At 70.9% G+C, this 16442-nt stretch carries 11 protein-coding genes; 8 read left to right on the top strand and 3 right to left on the bottom strand.

The features are described from left to right. The first annotated feature begins 1 nt into the window (after position 1). Both pheT and BOSE125_RS07965 read left to right on the top strand, forming a co-directional pair. Positions 2–2623 (top strand): phenylalanine--tRNA ligase subunit beta, encoded by a 2622-nt coding sequence (gene pheT, locus BOSE125_RS07970; RefSeq protein WP_159551512.1) that lies wholly within the window; start codon positions 2–4, stop codon positions 2621–2623. 61 nt (positions 2624–2684) lie between these two features. Further along, positions 2685–3425: a 4'-phosphopantetheinyl transferase superfamily protein gene (locus tag BOSE125_RS07965; protein ID WP_159551510.1), complete on the top strand. Its 741-nt coding sequence runs from the start codon at positions 2685–2687 to the stop codon at positions 3423–3425. On the opposite strand, the gene BOSE125_RS07960 is transcribed toward BOSE125_RS07965, so the two are convergent. The 3 genes from BOSE125_RS07960 to BOSE125_RS07950 all read right to left on the bottom strand — a co-directional run bounded on the left by BOSE125_RS07960 (position 3417) and on the right by BOSE125_RS07950 (position 10278). Next, a complete protein-coding gene (locus BOSE125_RS07960) occupies positions 3417–4961 on the bottom strand; it encodes a M1 family metallopeptidase (protein ID WP_159551508.1) in 1545 nt (514 codons plus the stop codon). The two genes, BOSE125_RS07965 and BOSE125_RS07960, sit on opposite strands and share 9 nt — an antisense overlap. After that, the gene (locus BOSE125_RS07955; RefSeq protein ID WP_159551506.1) at positions 4958–9106 is read right to left on the bottom strand and encodes a Pls/PosA family non-ribosomal peptide synthetase; all 4149 of its coding nucleotides are present in this window, start codon (positions 9104–9106) and stop codon (positions 4958–4960) included. Before BOSE125_RS07955 ends, BOSE125_RS07960 begins: the two co-directional genes overlap by 4 nt. Before the next feature lie 176 nt (positions 9107–9282). After that, positions 9283–10278, bottom strand: coding sequence for a quinone oxidoreductase (locus BOSE125_RS07950; protein ID WP_159551504.1), 996 nt, complete (start codon positions 10276–10278; stop codon positions 9283–9285). 109 nt (positions 10279–10387) lie between these two features. Here BOSE125_RS07950 and argC point away from each other — a divergent pair, with 109 nt between their 5' ends. The 6 genes from argC to argR are packed head-to-tail and all read left to right on the top strand — an operon-like array spanning position 10388 to position 16434. Beyond that, positions 10388–11428 (top strand): N-acetyl-gamma-glutamyl-phosphate reductase, encoded by a 1041-nt coding sequence (gene argC, locus BOSE125_RS07945; protein ID WP_159551502.1) that lies wholly within the window; start codon positions 10388–10390, stop codon positions 11426–11428. Next, the gene (gene argJ / locus BOSE125_RS07940) at positions 11425–12585 is read left to right on the top strand and encodes a bifunctional glutamate N-acetyltransferase/amino-acid acetyltransferase ArgJ (RefSeq protein WP_159551500.1); all 1161 of its coding nucleotides are present in this window, start codon (positions 11425–11427) and stop codon (positions 12583–12585) included. The genes argC and argJ overlap by 4 nt, the downstream gene beginning before the upstream one ends. A gap of 17 nt (positions 12586–12602) precedes the next feature. Then, the gene (gene argB, locus BOSE125_RS07935; protein ID WP_159554926.1) at positions 12603–13568 is read left to right on the top strand and encodes an acetylglutamate kinase; all 966 of its coding nucleotides are present in this window, start codon (positions 12603–12605) and stop codon (positions 13566–13568) included. A gap of 9 nt (positions 13569–13577) precedes the next feature. After that, positions 13578–14912 carry an acetylornithine transaminase gene (locus tag BOSE125_RS07930; protein ID WP_159554924.1) on the top strand — a complete coding sequence of 445 codons (1335 nt, stop codon included), beginning with the start codon at positions 13578–13580 and terminating at the stop codon, positions 14910–14912. A gap of 2 nt (positions 14913–14914) precedes the next feature. Further along, a complete protein-coding gene (argF, locus tag BOSE125_RS07925) occupies positions 14915–15940 on the top strand; it encodes an ornithine carbamoyltransferase (RefSeq protein ID WP_159551498.1) in 1026 nt (341 codons plus the stop codon). Beyond that, positions 15937–16434: an arginine repressor gene (gene argR, locus BOSE125_RS07920; protein ID WP_159551496.1), complete on the top strand. Its 498-nt coding sequence runs from the start codon at positions 15937–15939 to the stop codon at positions 16432–16434. The genes argF and argR overlap by 4 nt, the downstream gene beginning before the upstream one ends. Positions 16435–16442: the final 8 nt, after the last annotated feature.

Below are 16442 nucleotides of genomic sequence, written 5' to 3'. Positions count from 1 at the left end.
CGTGCGCATCCCGCTGTCATGGCTACGTGAATATGTCCCGGTCCCGGCGGACGCGACCGCCGAGGACGTCATGGCCGACCTGGTGAGGGTCGGCTTCGAGGAGGAGGACGTCCACCGTCCCCTGGACGAGCTCTCCGGCCCCCTCGTGGTCGGCGAGGTCCTGGAGATGGTCCCCGAGCCGCAGAAGAACGGCAAGACCATCAACTGGTGCCAGGTCCGCGTGGTGCCCGAGGGCCAGGAACAGACTCTCTCCGGCGAGGGCATCGACCCGTCCGGAGTGCAGGGCATCGTCTGCGGCGCCCACAACTTCCAGGTGGGGGACAAGGTCGTCGTCACCCTGCCCGGCTCCGTGCTCCCCGGTGACTTCCGCATCACGCCGCGTCAGACCTATGGCCACCTTTCCGCCGGGATGATCGCCTCGGCGCGCGAGCTGGGCCTGGGTGAGGACCACGACGGCATCATCGTGCTGTCCTCCCTCGGCTTCTCGCCCGAGAACGGCAATGACCCGGAGCCCGGCACGGACGTGTACGACCTCCTGCACCTGCGGGACGAGGCCGCCGAGATCAACGTGACCGCGGACCGCAGCTACGCCTTCTCCGTCCGTGGCGTGGTCCGTGAGTACGCGCACGCCACCGGGCTGCCCTTCACCGATCCGGCTTCCCTGGTCACGGCTCCCGAGCCGAACGGCCAGGGGCACCCGGTGCGTCTGGAGGACGAGCGTCCCATCTACGGCGTCCCCGGCTGCGACCGCTTCGTGACACGCACCGTCACCGGCATCGACCCGAGCCGTCCCACCCCGCCGTGGATGGCCCAGCGTCTGCGCCTGGCCGGCATGCGGTCCATCTCCCTGTCCGTGGACATCTCCAACTACGTCATGTGGGAACTCGGTCAGCCGCTGCACTTCTATGACGCGGCGAAGCTGCAGGGCCCGATCGTGGTCCGCCGCGCCGCCGAGGGCGAGACGCTGACCACCCTGGACGGCAAGTCGCGGACGCTCTCCGCCGAGGACCTGCTCATCACCGACGACCGTGGACCGATCGGCCTGGCCGGCGTCATGGGCGGCGGCGAGACCGAGGTGTCCGATTCCACCACCACGATCGTCATCGAGTCCGCGCACTTCGACCCCGTGTCCATGGGCCGCACCCGCCGCCGCCACCGCCTGCCCTCCGAGGCCTCCAAGCGCAACGAGCGCGGCGTGGACTGGGAGATCGCGGACGAGGCGGCCGAACGCGCCGTCCAGCTGCTCGTCCAGCTGGCCGGCGGCACCGCTGACGCGGGGATCACCGAAGTGGGCACCCGTCCGGAGCCGAACGTCATCGAGCTGCCGGCTTCCTACCCGGGGGCCCGCATGGGCATCGAGTACACCGAGGAACAGATAGAGACGACCCTGCGGGACCTGGGCGCTACGGTCGAGCGCGGCACGGAACCGGACGCGGGACGTCCCGACGCCGGCCCGTCCGGGACGGTCTTCACGGTCACCGCCCCGACCTGGCGCCACGATCTGGAGATCCGGGATGACCTGGTCGAGGAGATCGCGCGTCTGATCGGGTACGACCAGATCCCGTCCACCCTCCCGGTGGCCCCTCCGGGGCGCGGGCTGACCCGGGAACAGGCAGCCCGGCGCCGGGTGGTCCAGGGCCTGGCCGACGCAGGCCTGACCGAGGTGCTGGCCTACCCCTTCGTGTCCGAGGCGCAGAACCGCTTCTTCGGCTCCGCCACCGAGGACACGGGCGCCGCGCAGAGGATGGTGCACCTGGCCAACCCGATCTCCGCCGAGTTCGGGTACTTGCGCACCTCCCTGTTGCCCGGGCTGCTGGACATCGCCCGCCGCAATCACTCCCGTGGATTCCGGGATCTGGCCCTCTATGAGTCGGGTCTGGTCTTCCTGCCCGGTGAGCAGTTGGGCTCGGCCACGATCCCGCCGCTGGGCGCCCGCCCCGCGGACGAGGTGCTGGCGGACCTGGAGGCCGGCATCCCGGACCAGCCGCGGCACCTGGCCGCCGTCCTCACCGGACACGACTCCGCACCCGGCACCGGCCACCAGCCCCGTACGTACGACTGGCAGGACGCCCTCGGTGCCGCCCTGGACGCAGCGGCGATCCTCGGCGTAGACCTGCAGGTCGCCCAGGGATCCCATCAGGCCTTCCACCCGGGCCGCACCGCCGTGCTGCGGTTGGCCGGTTCTGTTGATTCCGCCGGCGCCCTCATCGGGGTTGCCGGAGAGCTGCTGCCGTCCTGGCTCGAGGACACCGACCTGCCCGCCCGCACCGTGGCCATGGAGCTCGACCTGGACGCCTTGATCGCCGCAGCAGCCGACGTGGTGGTGGCCCGGCCGATGTCCACCTTCCCACTCACCAGCCAGGACGTGGCCCTCGTGGTCGCGGACGACGTGGTGGCGGGAGATGTCCTGGAGACCCTGCGCGAGGGGGCGGGGGAGCTGCTCGAGGACGTCAGGCTCTTCGACGTCTACTCCGGGCAGGGTGTGGAGGACGGTCACCAGTCGCTGGCCTTCTCGCTGCGCTTCCGTGCCCCGGACCGGACCCTGACCGCGGACGAGGCCTCCGCGGCCCGAACGGCCGCCACCGAACTGGCCGCCCGTCGCCACGGAGCCGTGCAGCGCTAGCGTGTATTCGGCCACCAGGCCGGGGACTCCGCCGGCAGGGCAGTCAGGGAAAGTAGGGACCATGGGCACAGGTGACGGGCCGGCGTCGGACCCGGGATGGCACGTGGTGGTCACTGGTCCCCGGACCGGTGACCAGCGCCGTGAGGCCCTCGACTTCCTTGCCGTGTCCCTGGGGCACCGGCCGGGGACCTTCGAGGTCATCCACCGCTGTTCCCACTGTGGATCCGAGGATCACGGCCAGCCGGAGCTGCGTCACAGCCGGTTGGCCCGGCGCCGTCGGGGCCCGGACGCCCTCGCACCGGGGGACCTGGCCGCGCCGCTGCCGGCGGTGAGCTTCAGCCGGGCCGGAGGATGGCTCGCCACCGCCTGGATCGGGGTCCCGGACACGGTGGCGGGCTGGCGGATCGGGGTCGACCTCGAGCAGGCCGGGTCCGCGGCCTTCGCCGAGCCCTCTGAACTGGCCGGCGTCGGCTTCTCTGAGGAGGAGGAGCGGCTGCTCGGTGCCCTGGAGGAGCGCGTGCGCCCGGGAACCCGCGGCCTGCTGTGGTGCGCCAAGGAAGGCCTTGCCAAAGCCCATGGCACCGGTTTCACCGGCGACCCGGCAGACGTGGCGGTCACACTGCCCGGGACCCTGGAGCTGGCGGTGCCGGACCGGCCCGGTTCCGTCATCGTCCCAGACCGTGACTGGCCAGGGGGGTCCGCCCCCGATCACCTGCTCGGCGCTGTCGTGCTCCTGCCACCCGCCGGGGACCGGCCTCCGTCCGGGCCCGAACTCCAAGGAACTCCCGCGGCGTCAGCGTGACGTGGGGAAGGCCGGCAGCGCGGGCTCGCACAGCCAGGGCCGCATGACCGCACGTGCGTGACCGGCCGGGTGTCCGGCCGCCTCGGCCTGGCGATCGGCGTGGTCCAGGAACATCCCTGTGTCCACGGAGGAGTGCCGGTGCTCAGCCACCCAGGAGCGGATCAGGTCCGTGAACACCTCGTCGCCCACGGCCCGGTTGAGGGCGAACAGGGTCAGGGCACCGCGCTTGTAGATGCGGTCGTCGAACATCAGCTCGGGCCCCGGGTCCGCCACCACCAGGTCCTTGGCCTTCAGCGCCAGTCCTCGCCAGGCGGTGCGGGCCAGCGAGGTCATCGTGCCATGCCCCGACTCCGCGCCCCACAGCCACTCGCTGTAGCAGGCGAACCCCTCGTGCAACCAGATGTCCTGCCACCGGCGCAGGGTCAGCGCGTTGCCGAACCACTGGTGCGCCAGTTCGTGGGCCACCAGCCGCTCGGCGGCCCAGGAACCCGTCAGGTGATTCGCCCCGAAGATGGACAGGGACGCCGCCTCCAGCGGGATCTCCAGCACGTCGTCCGTCACCACGGCCGTGTACCGGTCGAAGGGGTAGGGGCCGAAGTGCCAGCTGAAGCACGCCATCATCTCGGTCTGTCGCCCCAGGGCCTCCAGGGCGCGGTCCTGCAGGGCCGGCGAGACCGCCAGGAACACGGGAGCCGGCTCGTTCTCGGCCAGGCCCGCGGGGGCCCTCTCGCCGTGGATCTCGCCCTCGTACCGGCTCTGGTCCTCCTGGCCGTCGCCGCCCTCCGGGGCATGGCCGGGCCGCCATTGCCCGTCCGTTCCCGGCAGCAGGTCCTGCACCAGGCCCTGCACCCGCTGCCGGAAGGAGACGGTGGAGCGGTGGCGCCCGGTCGGGTGTTCCGGCACGGCGACCAGTTGGTACCGGCCGATCTGCAGGGTGACCAGGTAGGTGGGGGCCGGGTCACGCAGCTCCCAGGTCCACTCCTCACGGGAGGACCGGCGGCGGTGACCGGTGGGCAGGCCGTTGCAGACCGGCAGGTAGCCGGCGTCCGTGGCCACGGTGAAGTGGTAGGTGGACTTCACGGACGGGTGGTCAACGCACGGGAACCAGGTGGCTGCGCCATTGGGCTGGCCCGCCACCAGCACCCCGTCGTCCAGTTCTTCCCAGCCGATCTCACCCCAGGGCCCGTTCAGCATCTTCGGCACCCCGGCGTAGGTGACCTCGAGGGTCAGGGGGGCCCCGGCGTCGAGCCTGGTGGCCAGGTCGACGACCAGCCGGCCCCGGCGCACAGCGGACTTGGCGACCTTCACGGTACGGCCCTCCGAGGCAGCGGTGACCTTGCTGACCGAGAGCTCATGCAGATCGAGCTCGATCCGCTTGGCCGGCCGCAGGACGGTCCCCTCGAGGCGGGCCTTCCCGGCGATCCGATTGGCCGCCAGCTTGACCTCCAACTGCAGGTCGTAGTGGCCCACCGTGAAGTCCGGCGTCCCCGATCCAGGGATGTACGGATCGGGCAGAACCGGGGTTTCCACACTCACGGGCGGTTGTGCTCCTCAGGGTCTTCGGCCGCAGTCGCGGCTGTTGTCTCAGCGTCTCGCTCGGAGGATCGCCTTTCGGCGGCCCTCTCGGCTGCCTTCTCGGCCTTCTCCTCGAGCCGTTCCAGTCTAGTGATGGCCGCAGCGCGGCCCTTCACCTTCGGTCCCTTCCACGGCGCCACCGGGTTGCCGGCCCACCAGGAGTGGCCCGGGACCATCTCACCGCGCATGATGAGCGAACCCGCGCCCACCGTGGCGCCGTCGTCGATGGAGGCCGCCGGAAGGATCACGGAGTTCGGACCGAGGGTCGAACCCTCGCCCAGCTGCACGGTATCCAGGGACATGACGCGGTCATGGAACAGGTGGGTCTGGACCACACAGCCCCTGTTCACGGTCGAGGAGTGGCCCAGGGTCACCAGGTCGGCCTCGGGCAGCCAGTAGGACTCGCACCACACGCCGTGGCCGATCCGGGCTCCGAGGGCGCGCAGCCACCAGACGAGGGAGGGAGTGCCGGAGGCGATCCGCCCGAACCACGGGGCGGAGACCACCTCGATAAAGTTGTCCACCACCTCGTTGCGCCAGATGAAGGAGCTCCAGAGGGGATGCTCGCCGGCCTTGATCCGGCCGACGAGGACCTTCTTGGCCAGGACGGAGGAGCCGGCCGCCAACGCGCCGGCGGCCATGAGCACCACTCCGCCGAGCAGGACCGCGAGCCACCAGCCCCCGGCCCCGGCGCCGTCAGCTGCCCCGCCGCCCACTTGGGCGAGCCCGTTGAGTGCCACCACCACGGCCACGGCGATGACCACGGAGCACCAGACGGCCAGCAGGCGCAGGCACTCCCAGGCGCTGCGCACCAGCTTGAGCCGTGCCGGCGGATCATAAGTCAGGGCGTCGTCCGCCTCGACCTCGGTCCGGCGAAGACGCACGGGAGGTGACCCCAGCCAGGAGGAGCCCGCCTTGGTCTTCTTCGGGGTGGCGGACAGCACGGCCACGAGGGCGTTCTTGGAGAGCTTGCGTCCGGCCGCGACCATACCGGAGTTGCCGACGAAGGACTTCTTGCCGACCTTCGCCTGCCCCACGTACATCCAGCCGCGCTGCAGCTCATAGGAGCCGATCATGGTGTCATCGGCCAGGAAGGCACCATCGCCGATCTGGGTCAGGGCCGGCTGCAGGATGACGGTGGATGCCTCCACGTTGGCACCGACCTCGGCCCCCAGCCAGCGCAACCACACCGGGGTGAACCGGGAGGCGTACAGCGGGAAGAGCAGGTCACGGGCGGTGTCCAGGACACGTTCCGTGGCCCACAGTTGCCAGCCGATGCGGGAGCGGACGGCGTGGTAGCCCTCGGCGACGCCGAGGGACAGCAGCCGCACGGACACCACGGTGAAGAGCATGTTCGCGCCGAACCACACGGCGGCGATCAGGGGGCTGGCGGCCAACAGCCGCCAGGCGGAGCCGAGCACGGTCTCGGGAGCAGCGCCGGCCCCGCCGGACTCCCAGTCCGGCCACCAGGTCAGGGACCACAGGCCTACGAGGGCGGCTGCCAAAGCCGCGGCGACTGGCAGCAGGGCCAGGGCACCGGAGCCGATGGTGGACAGCACGAGCCATCCGGTGGCGCGCGGCGGGTCGATGTTCGGGCCGTCGTACTTGGCCTTGCCGAGACGCTGGGCGGGGGAACCGACGTACTCGAGGCCGTCCTTGGCCTTCCCGGTCACCGTGGAGCCGGGCTGGATGACGGTCCCCGTGCCGATGACGGCGCCGGGCATCAGCGTGGAGCGGGAACCGACCACGGCGTCCTCGCCGACAGTGATGGCGCCGATGTGCACCACGTCACCGTCGATCCAGTAACCGGACAGGTCGACCTCGGGCTCGACGGAGCCGCCGGAGCCGAGGTCCAACAGCCCCGTGATGGGCGGGACCGAGTGCAGGTCCACGTGCTTGCCGATCCGGGCACCGAGCAGCCGGGCGTAGGTGGGGACCCACAGGGCGCCGCCCAGGGACACCGGGTCCACGAGGTCGGAGATGTGCTGCGCCAGCCACAGGCGTAGATGGACCTTGCCGGACCGCGGATAGGAGCCGGGTTGGATCCCGCGCAGCAGCAGCCGGGCCGCCACCACGGAGAGGGCCATGCGGCCCGGCGGGGACACGAACACGAGCCAGCCGGCCAGCACCCACCACCAGGAGACGGTCGGAGCGCCGGGCAGGACACCCCAGGCCGCGGCCAGGTTGGACCCGGCGGCCAGGTAGACGACCCAGCGCAGGGCCACGAGGATGACCAGGGGGATGCCCATCAGCGTCTGGAATACCTGGGCCTTGCGGGCGGTACGGGCCACCGGGCGCGGCTCCACGGGCTCAGCAGGTTCCACCGGCCTGCCGTCATTGCCGGTGACGGCCTCGAGCAGGGCTCCGGCACGGGGGTGGGCGTAGACGTCCCGCACGGTGACGGAGGGGTAGCGGGTGCGCAGGCGGGAGACGAGCTGGGCGGCCGCCAATGACCCGCCGCCGGAGGCGAAGAAATCGCTATCCAGGTCTTCGGGGGTGGCGCCCAGCACGTCCGCCCACTGGGTCAGCACCCAGCCGCCGGGGGACTCGGGATCCACAGGAAGGTCGGTGCTCGGGCCTGAGCCGCCGTGGCCCGCACCAGCTCCCGACTGACCCGGCAGCGGCCAGGGCAGGGCGTTGCGGTCCACCTTGCCGGAGGTCTTGGTGGGCAGGGTCTCCACGGTGACCAGGCGGGGGACCAGTGCTCCGGGCAATTCCTTCTCGAGGAGCCGGCGGAAGGCCTTCAAGTCGGGTTCGCCGCGTCCGGTGGTCGACGCCGGCACCGCCAGGTACCCGATGAGCAGTTGGGTTCCGGCCGGGGTCGTCTGGACCGCGGCGGCCCCGCCGGCGACGCCCGGCAGGGCCTGGAGGGCCGCATCGACCTCTCCGAGTTCGATGCGGCGGCCGCCGAGCTTGACCTGCTCATCGGCGCGGCCCACGAACAGCAGCCCGTCCGGGTCCCAGACCACGAGGTCCCCGGAACGGTAGGCGCGGTCCCACCCGAGGGACTCCATCGGGGCATACTTCTCGGCGTCCTTGGCCGGGTCGAGGTAGCGGGCCAGTCCGACCCCGCCGATGATGAGCTCGCCCGTCTCGCCCTCGGCCACGGGGATGCCGGTGGCGGGGTCCACGACGGCCAGGTCCCAGCCGTCCAGGGGCAGACCGATCCGCACCGGTCCGGTGCCGTCCATGGGGGCGGTGCAGGCCACCACGGTGGCCTCAGTGGGCCCATAGGTGTTCCAGAGCTCACGGTCGTCCTCGGCCAGGCGGGCGGCCAGGTCCGGCGGGCAGGCCTCACCGCCGAAGATCAGCAGCCGCACGTTCTCCAGGGCCTCCGGCGGCCAGAGGGCGGCCAGCGTCGGCACGGTGGACACCACGTTGATGGAACGGGAGACGAGCCAGGGGCCGAGGTCCATGCCGGAGCGGACCAGGGAGCGCGGGGCGGGGACGAGGCAGGCACCATGGCGCCAGGCCAGCCACATCTCCTCGCAGGAGGCATCAAACGCGACGGAGAGTCCGGCCAGAACCCGGTCGCCGGGTCCGAGGGGGTCGTCCTGGAGGAAGATGCGCGCCTCGGCGTCCACGAAGGCCGCGGCGTTGCGGTGGGAGACGGCCACGCCCTTGGGCGTGCCGGTGGACCCGGACGTGAAGATGATCCAGGCATCGTCCTCCGGCCCGGGTGGACGGGGACTGGGGAATGGCTTGGGTCGCTTCGAGGATGTCTGCACCCGGCCCTGACCGGAGAGGATGGCGGCCACCTTGGCCTCGGAGAACACCAGCCGGGCCCTTTCGTCCGGGTCGTCCGCGTCCACCGGGACGTAGGCGGCGCCGATGTACAGGGTGGCCAGGATGGAGACGTAGAGCTCCACTGTTCCGGACGGGATGCGGATGCCGATCCGGTCCCCGGCGCCGAGGCCGGCACTGTGCAGGGCTCGGCCTGTTACTTTCACCTCGTCCAGCAGTTCCGCGTAGGACAGGACGGTCTCGCCGTCGTCCAGGGCAGGCGCCTCGGGGTGCTGCTGGGCGGTGGCCTCCAGCAACTGGACCAGGGTCCGGACCGGAGGGGCCTTCTCAGCGGAGGGCAACTGGGGCACATGGGGGGACACGGTGGCGTTCGGCCTACTTCCGGCTCAGGTTCAACGGGATCGAAACGGGATAAAAATGCGGATCGAAAAAAGAATGCCTGTCATCTTATCGTGATTCCTGTCCGTCGGTCCGGAGATGTCGCCGCCCGACGACTGACCGACGATGCGCTCCGCCGGCGTCCCGGCCGCCGGCTGGTCTAAGGCAGCAGCAGGGACTTTCCGGTGGTGCGGCGGGATTCGAGGTCCCCGTGCGCCCGGCCTGCCTCGGCCAGGGGATAGGTTGCTCCGATCCGGAAGTCGAGGGTGCCGGCGTCGAGGGCGGAGAACAGCTCCCCGGCCCGCCACCGCGTCTCCTCGGCGGTCAATGTGTGATGCACCAGGGTGGGGCGGGTGAGGAACACCGAGCCGGCGGAGTTGAGGCGCTGGGGATCCACTGGTGGCACCGGCCCCGACGCCCCACCGAAGAGGGCCAGGGTTCCACGGATCCGCAGGGAGGCCAGGGACTCGTCGAATGTGTCCCGGCCGACCCCGTCGAACACGGCGTCAACGCCGCGTCCACCGGTGAGGTCCCGCACGGCGTCGGCGAACCCCGAGTAGTCGAGGACGTGGCTGGCGCCAGCCGCGCGGGAGAGCGCCTTCTTCTCCTCGGTGGAGGCCGTGGTGATGACGGTGGCGCCGTGGGACACGCACAGCTGGGTCAGCAGCAGGCCCACGCCTCCGGCACCGGCATGGACGAGGACCGTCTGGCCCGGCTGGACCTCCACGGTGGACCGGCACAGGTAGTGGGCGGTCATGCCCTGCAGGGGGATGGCCGCGGCCTCCGCCGGGTCGACTCCGCTCGGCACCGGCAGCAACTGGTCCACCGGGGCGGTGAAGTATTCGGCGTAGGTCCCGGCACCGGCCGCCGTGGCGACCACTTCACCGACCGCCGCGGACGCACCTTCGACCTCGGGGCCGAGAGCGACCACCGTCCCCGAACCCTCGGATCCGGGAGTGAACGGATGAGGCATCCGGTACACGCCCGAGCGCTGATAGGTCTCGATGAAGTTCAGGCCTGCGGCCGCGGTCCTGACCAGGACCTCTCCGGGGCCCGGCGAAGGGACGGGGACCTCCGTCCACTGCAGCGCCTCGGGCCCCCCGGAGGCTTGGACGCGAACGGCATGCTGGGTGCTGGGGAGGTGAGTCTCGGTCATGGTGCCTACCGTAGTCGCGCCCGGCGGCCCGTGGGTCGGTGATGGGTGTACGGCAGCCCAACTCTGCATAAATATTGGCAACACTGCATATTTCGCCTAGCATGGGCGCATGAGCCTCACAGTTGCCGTCTCCGGCGCCAGCGGATATGCCGGAGGAGAAGTCCTGCGCCTTCTCCTCTCCCACCCCGAAGTGGAGATCGGGGCCATCACGGCCCACTCGAACGCCGGGGAGCGACTGGGTGCTCTCCAGCCTCATCTGCATGCCCTGGCCGATCGCCTCCTGCAGGAGACCACGGCTGAGGTGCTGGCCGGCCATGACGTCGTCTTCCTGGCCCTGCCGCACGGCGCCAGCGGTGTCATCGCCGCCGAGCTCGAGCTGCTCTCGCCCGGAACCCTGGTGATCGACGCCGGCGCGGACCACCGCCTGCAGTCACCGCAGGCCTGGGAGAGGTTCTACGGCTCCGACCACGCCGGGACCTGGCCCTACGGCCTGCCCGAACTGCCCGGACAGCGGGCGGAGATCGCCGGGGCGTCGCGGATCGCCGTCCCGGGCTGCTATCCGACCACGTGTCTGCTCGCCCTCGCCCCCGGTTTCACCGCCGGCGTCCTCGCTCCGGAGGACGTGGTGATCGTGGCAGCCTCGGGGACCTCCGGGGCGGGCAAGTCCCTCAAGCCGCACCTGCTGGGCAGTGAGGCCATGGGCTCCATGAGCCCCTATGGCGTGGGGGGCGGACACCGGCACACCCCCGAGATCGAGCAGGGGCTCACCCAGGCGGCGGGGGAGCCCGTCACGGTGTCCTTCACCCCAACGCTGGCGCCGATGCCTCGCGGCATCCTGGCCACCGCCACAGCCCGCCTGAAGCCCGGCGTGGACCCCGCCGAGGTACGTGCCGCCTGGGAGCAGGCCTATGGGGAGGAGCAGTTCGTCCACCTGCTGCCCGAGGGACAGTGGCCCACCACCCAGTCCGTGTTGGGCTCCAACCACGTGGTCATGCAGCTGGCCGTGGACGCGCACGCCGGCCGCGTCATCATCACCGCCGCCCTGGACAACCTGACCAAGGGGACCGCTGGCGGCGCCATCCAATCCATGAACCTCGCTCTCGGCCTGGCCGAGGAGACGGGCCTGACCCAACAGGGGATCGCACCATGAGCGTCACCACAGCCCAGGGATTCCGTGCCGCCGGTGTGGCCGCCGGACTGAAGTCGACCGGGAAACCGGACGTGGCCGTCGTCGTGAACGACGGACCGGACCGCCACGCGGCCGCCGTCTTCACGACCAACCGGGTGGTCGCCGCCCCCGTGGTCTGGTCCCGCCAGGTGGTCGCGGACGGACGAGTGGATGCCGTGATTCTGAACTCGGGCGGGGCCAATGCCGCCACCGGTCACCAGGGGTTCCAGGACACGCATGTCACCGCAGAGCATGCTGCCGCACAGCTGGGGATCTCCGCCGGAGACGTGCTCGTGTGCTCCACCGGCCTGATCGGGCTGCCCCAGCCGATGGACCGGTTGATCCCGGGCGTGACCGCCGCCGCGGAAGCGCTGGCCGCCGACGGCGGTGGCGATGCGGCCGAGGCCATCATGACCACGGACTCGGTGCCCAAGACCGCGGTCCACCGCGGCCCGGGGTACGTGATCGGGGGCATGGCCAAGGGCGCCGGCATGCTCGCACCGGGAATGGCGACCATGCTGTGCGTCATCACCACTGACGCGGTCGTGGCCGCAGCGGACCTGGGCGCGGCCCTGACCGAGGCGGTCCGGACCACGTTCAACCGCACGGACTCCGATGGCTGCATGTCCACGAACGACACCGTGGCGCTGCTCGCCTCCGGCGCGACCGGGACCCGGCCGGACACCGCGGAGTTCCAGGAGGGACTGCGCACGGTCTGCGCGGACCTGGCGCGGCAACTGATCGCCGACGCCGAGGGCGCCGCCCACGAGATCTCCATCCAGGTGGTCAACGCGAGCACCGAGGAGGCCGCCGAGGCGGTGGCCCGCGCCGTGTCCCGCTCCAACCTGTTCAAGGCCGCCGTGTTCGGCCAGGACCCGAACTGGGGGCGTGTCATCTCCGCCGTCGGCACGGTGCCGGAGGACCTGGCCCCGTTCGACGCCGAGCGTCTCGACGTGCACTTCAACGGCGTCCAGGTCTGTCGCGACTCCGGGGTGGGCGAGGACCGCGAGCTCGTGGACCTCTCCCCACGCGAGGTGAACGTGGTGATCGACCTGCACGCGGGCGAGGCCACCGCGACCATCTGGACCAACGACCTCACGCACGACTACGTGCATGAGAACTCCGCGTATTCGAGCTGAGGGCCACCATGAGCGAGATGACCGACTCCAGCGGTACGACTGATACCGCTGACAGCCCCGGAAACGCCGACGCTCCGGGTTCCCCAGACGGTGCTGCCGCCAAGGCTGCGGTGCTGGTCGAGGCCCTGCCCTGGATCAAGCGCTTCGCCGGCACCACCATGGTGATCAAGTACGGCGGCAACGCCATGGTGTCGGATGAACTGCGCCGAGCCTTCGCCGAGGACATCGTCTTCCTCCACCACTGCGGCATCCATCCTGTCGTGGTGCATGGGGGCGGGCCACAGATCAACACCATGCTGAACCGGCTCGGAATCGAGTCGGAGTTCGCCGGGGGGCTGCGCGTCACCACCGCCGAGGCCATGGACGTGGTCCGGATGGTCCTCACGGGCCAGGTCGGCCGCGAGCTCGTGGGCCTGGTCAACGGGCATGGCCCCTATGCCGTCGGGATGTCCGGTGAGGACGCCGCCCTGTTCCAGGCCCAGCGGACCGGAACCGAGGTGGGCGGCGAACCGGTGGACCTCGGGCTGGTCGGCGAGGTCACCCAGGTCAACCCCGGTGCCATCCGGGATCTGGTGGAGAACGGGCGGATCCCCGTCGTGTCCTCGGTGGCCCCGGAGATCAGCGCCGACGGCCTGACCACGGGGGAGGTGCTCAACGTCAACGCCGACACCGCCGCTGCGGCCCTGGCCGTGGCGCTCGGTGCCTCGAAGCTCGTGGTCCTCACGGACGTGGAGGGCCTGTACTCCCATTGGCCGGACCGGACATCGCTGGTCTCGTCCCTGTCCGCCGGTGAGCTGCGTGAGCTGCTGCCCACCCTGGAGGCCGGGATGATCCCCAAGATGGCCGCCTGCCTCCATGCCGTGGACGGCGGAGTGCCCCAGGCCCACATCGTGGACGGCCGGGCGCCGCACTCGATGCTGCTCGAGGTCTTCACCACGGCCGGGGTGGGGACCCAGGTCCTGCCCGATGACCACACTGACTGAGGGAACATGATGAACGATTCGAACTCTGGCGCCACCGTCGCCTCCGCCGCCTCCGCCGCCTCTGCCCAGTCGGGACTGCTCGGGCGCTATGCTTCCTCGCTGACCGGAGTCTTCGGTGCTCCCAGCCGGGTCCTGGTCCGTGGTGAGGGCGTGCATGTCTGGGATGCCGACGGCCGCCGGTACACGGACTTCCTCGGGGGCATCGCCGTCAACGCGCTCGGTCACGCCCACCCGGCCATCGTCGCGGCGGTGACCGAGCAGCTCGGCACCCTGGGCCACATCTCCAACCTCTTCACCTCCGGCCCGCAGATCTCCCTCGCCGAGCGACTGCTGGACCTGGCCGAGGCCCCCGAGGGGTCCACCGTCTTCTTCGCCAACTCCGGATCCGAGGCCAATGAGGCCGCACTGAAGCTGGCGCGCCGACATGGCCGCGAGGACCCCTCCGGTCGCCGCACGCGCGTCCTGGCGATGGAACACAGTTTCCACGGCCGCACCCTGGGCGCCCTGGCCATGACCTGGAAGCCCGCCTACCGCGAACCGTTCGAACCCCTGCCCGGGGGCATCGAGTTCATCCCCGCCGGTGACGCGGCCGCGCTCGAGGCCGCTCTCGATGAGACCGTGGCCGCCGTCATCGTCGAACCCGTGCAGGGCGAGTCCGGCGTGCACGGTTGGCCTGCCGGCTACCTGCAGACCGCCCGGGACCTCACCCGCCGTCACGGCGCGCTGCTGATCTTCGATGAGGTCCAAACCGGCACCGGCCGTACCGGGACCTGGTTCGCCCACCAGAACCCCGCTGTCACCGGACAGGATGAGCCGGTGGTGCCGGACGCGATGACGCTGGCCAAGGGCCTGGGCGGTGGCATCCCGATCGGCGCCATGATCAGCTTCGGCCCGCAGGTCTCCGCCTTGCTCACCGCCGGTCAGCACGGCACCACCTTCGGCGGCAATCCCGTCGCCACGGCCGCCGGTCTGGCGGTGCTGGACACGATCGCCCAGACCGGTCTGCTGGAGCACGTCCATGACCTCGGCGCCCGGTTGGCGCGAAAGCTCGGCGCCGTGGACGCGGTCACCGAGGTGCGCCAGTACGGCCTGCTCATCGGCATGGACATCACCGTGCCCGCCGGCGCGGAAGCCCGGGTGCCCGACGGCGGCCTGGCACCGGCCGTGGTCCGCGCCGGTCTCGAGGCGGGGTACCTGCTCAACGCCACCGGACCCTCAACCCTGCGTCTGGCCCCGCCCCTGGTCCTGGGGGAGGAGGAGGCCGACCGCCTGGTGGCCGACCTCCCGTCGCTCCTGGACTCGGCCCTGCAGGCGCACCAGCAACAGCACGATCAGGAGAACTGAGCATGACCCCCAGTACCTCGCCGTCCTCGGCACCACTCCGGCACTTCCTCGTCGACACCGATCTCACCGCCGCCGAACAGTCCGAAGTTCTGGACCTGGCGCAGGCCATGAAGGCCGACCGCTACCTGCACCGGCCATTGGCCGGACCACAGACCGGCATCGTGTTCTTCGACAAGACCTCGACCCGGACGCGGGTGTCCTTCGCCGCGGGTATCGCCGACCTCGGCGGGCAGCCCCTGATCGTCAATCCCGGCGAGGCTCAGCTGGGCCACAAGGAGTCCATTGCGGACACCGCCCAGGTGCTGTCCCGGATGGTGTCCGTCATCGTCTGGCGCACGTACGCGCAAGCGGGACTGGAGGAGATGGCCGAGCACGCCACCGTGCCCGTGATCAATGCCCTCTCGGACGACTACCACCCCTGCCAACTGCTGGCCGACCTGTTGACGGTGCGCGAGCACAAGGGGCGCACGGAGGGCCTGGTCATGACCTACCTGGGGGACGCCGCAAACAACATGGCCAACTCATACCTGCTGGCCGGCGTGACCGCGGGGATGCACGTGCGGGTCACGGGCCCCTCGGGATACCTGCCGGACGCGGCCGTGGTCGCGGCCGCCGAGGCCCGGGCCGCCGAGACCGGGGGATCGGTGCTGATCACGACCGACGCCGCGCAGGCCCTGGACGGCGCCGACGTCGTGGTCACCGACACCTGGATCTCCATGGGCCAGGAAGAGGAGAAGGAAGCCCGGCAGACCCTGTTCCGTGACTACGCCGTGGACGCTCGGGCCATGGCGATGGCCGCGCCGGACGCGGTGTTCCTGCACTGTCTCCCGGCCTACAGGGGCCTCGAGGTATCCGCGGAGGTCATCGACGGACCGCAGTCAGTGGTGTTCGACGAGGCCGAGAACCGCCTGCATGCCCAGAAGGCACTGATGGCCTGGCTGCTCTACCGTTCGGGTCTGGCCGCCGCGCCGGCCGGCGCGACCCTCGGTGACGGACGTGTCTCCACCGCCGGTTCTGACGTCCGATGAGCGCCCCGGCCACCAAGACAGCACGTCAGGCGGCCATCAAGGACGTCCTCGCCGCCACTGACGTGCACAGCCAGGCCGAGTTGCTGGCGGAGCTGAGCGACCGGGGAGTCTCGGTGACGCAGGGGACGCTGTCCCGTGATCTCGTCGAGCTGGGCGCCTACCGGGTGCGCGCTGACAGCGGTCAGCTGGTCTACTCGGTTCCGCCGGAGGGGCCGGTGCCGGGCGAGCTGGCCACGCGGCGAGCTCCGGAGGCCCTGGAGCACCGGCTCTCCAGCCTGTGCCGGGACCTCCTGGTGGCGGCCGAATCCAGCGCCAACCTGGTCATTCTGCGGACCCCGCCCGGCGCGGCGCAGTTCCTCGCCAGCGTAATCGATCAGTCACGCCAACCGGACATCCTCGGCACGATTGCCGGGGATGACACGATCATGATCGTGACGCGTGCGCCGGACGGGGGAGTCGCCGTCGCCGGACGGTTCCTCGAATACGCGGGGTAGCTCCACCT

Origin of the sequence: Citricoccus sp. K5 (assembly GCF_902506195.1) — a bacterium.
Taxonomy (GTDB): Bacteria; Actinomycetota; Actinomycetes; order Actinomycetales; family Micrococcaceae; genus Citricoccus.
Note: the sequence above shows the minus strand (reverse complement) of the source record. Positions and strands in the feature narration are given on the sequence as shown.

Bases quoted from the DNA above. Each gene is read 5' to 3' on its own strand.
- BOSE125_RS07965 (WP_159551510.1), top strand. From the start codon at position 2,685: ATGGGCACAGGTGACGGGCCGGCGTCGGACCCGGGATGGCACGTGGTG.
- BOSE125_RS07950 (WP_159551504.1), bottom strand. From the start codon at position 10,278: ATGACCGAGACTCACCTCCCCAGCACCCAGCATGCCGTTCGCGTCCAA.
- argC (WP_159551502.1), top strand. From the start codon at position 10,388: ATGAGCCTCACAGTTGCCGTCTCCGGCGCCAGCGGATATGCCGGAGGA.
- argJ (WP_159551500.1), top strand. From the start codon at position 11,425: ATGAGCGTCACCACAGCCCAGGGATTCCGTGCCGCCGGTGTGGCCGCC.
- argB (WP_159554926.1), top strand. From the start codon at position 12,603: ATGACCGACTCCAGCGGTACGACTGATACCGCTGACAGCCCCGGAAAC.
- BOSE125_RS07930 (WP_159554924.1), top strand. From the start codon at position 13,578: ATGAACGATTCGAACTCTGGCGCCACCGTCGCCTCCGCCGCCTCCGCC.
- argF (WP_159551498.1), top strand. From the start codon at position 14,915: ATGACCCCCAGTACCTCGCCGTCCTCGGCACCACTCCGGCACTTCCTC.
- argR (WP_159551496.1), top strand. From the start codon at position 15,937: ATGAGCGCCCCGGCCACCAAGACAGCACGTCAGGCGGCCATCAAGGAC.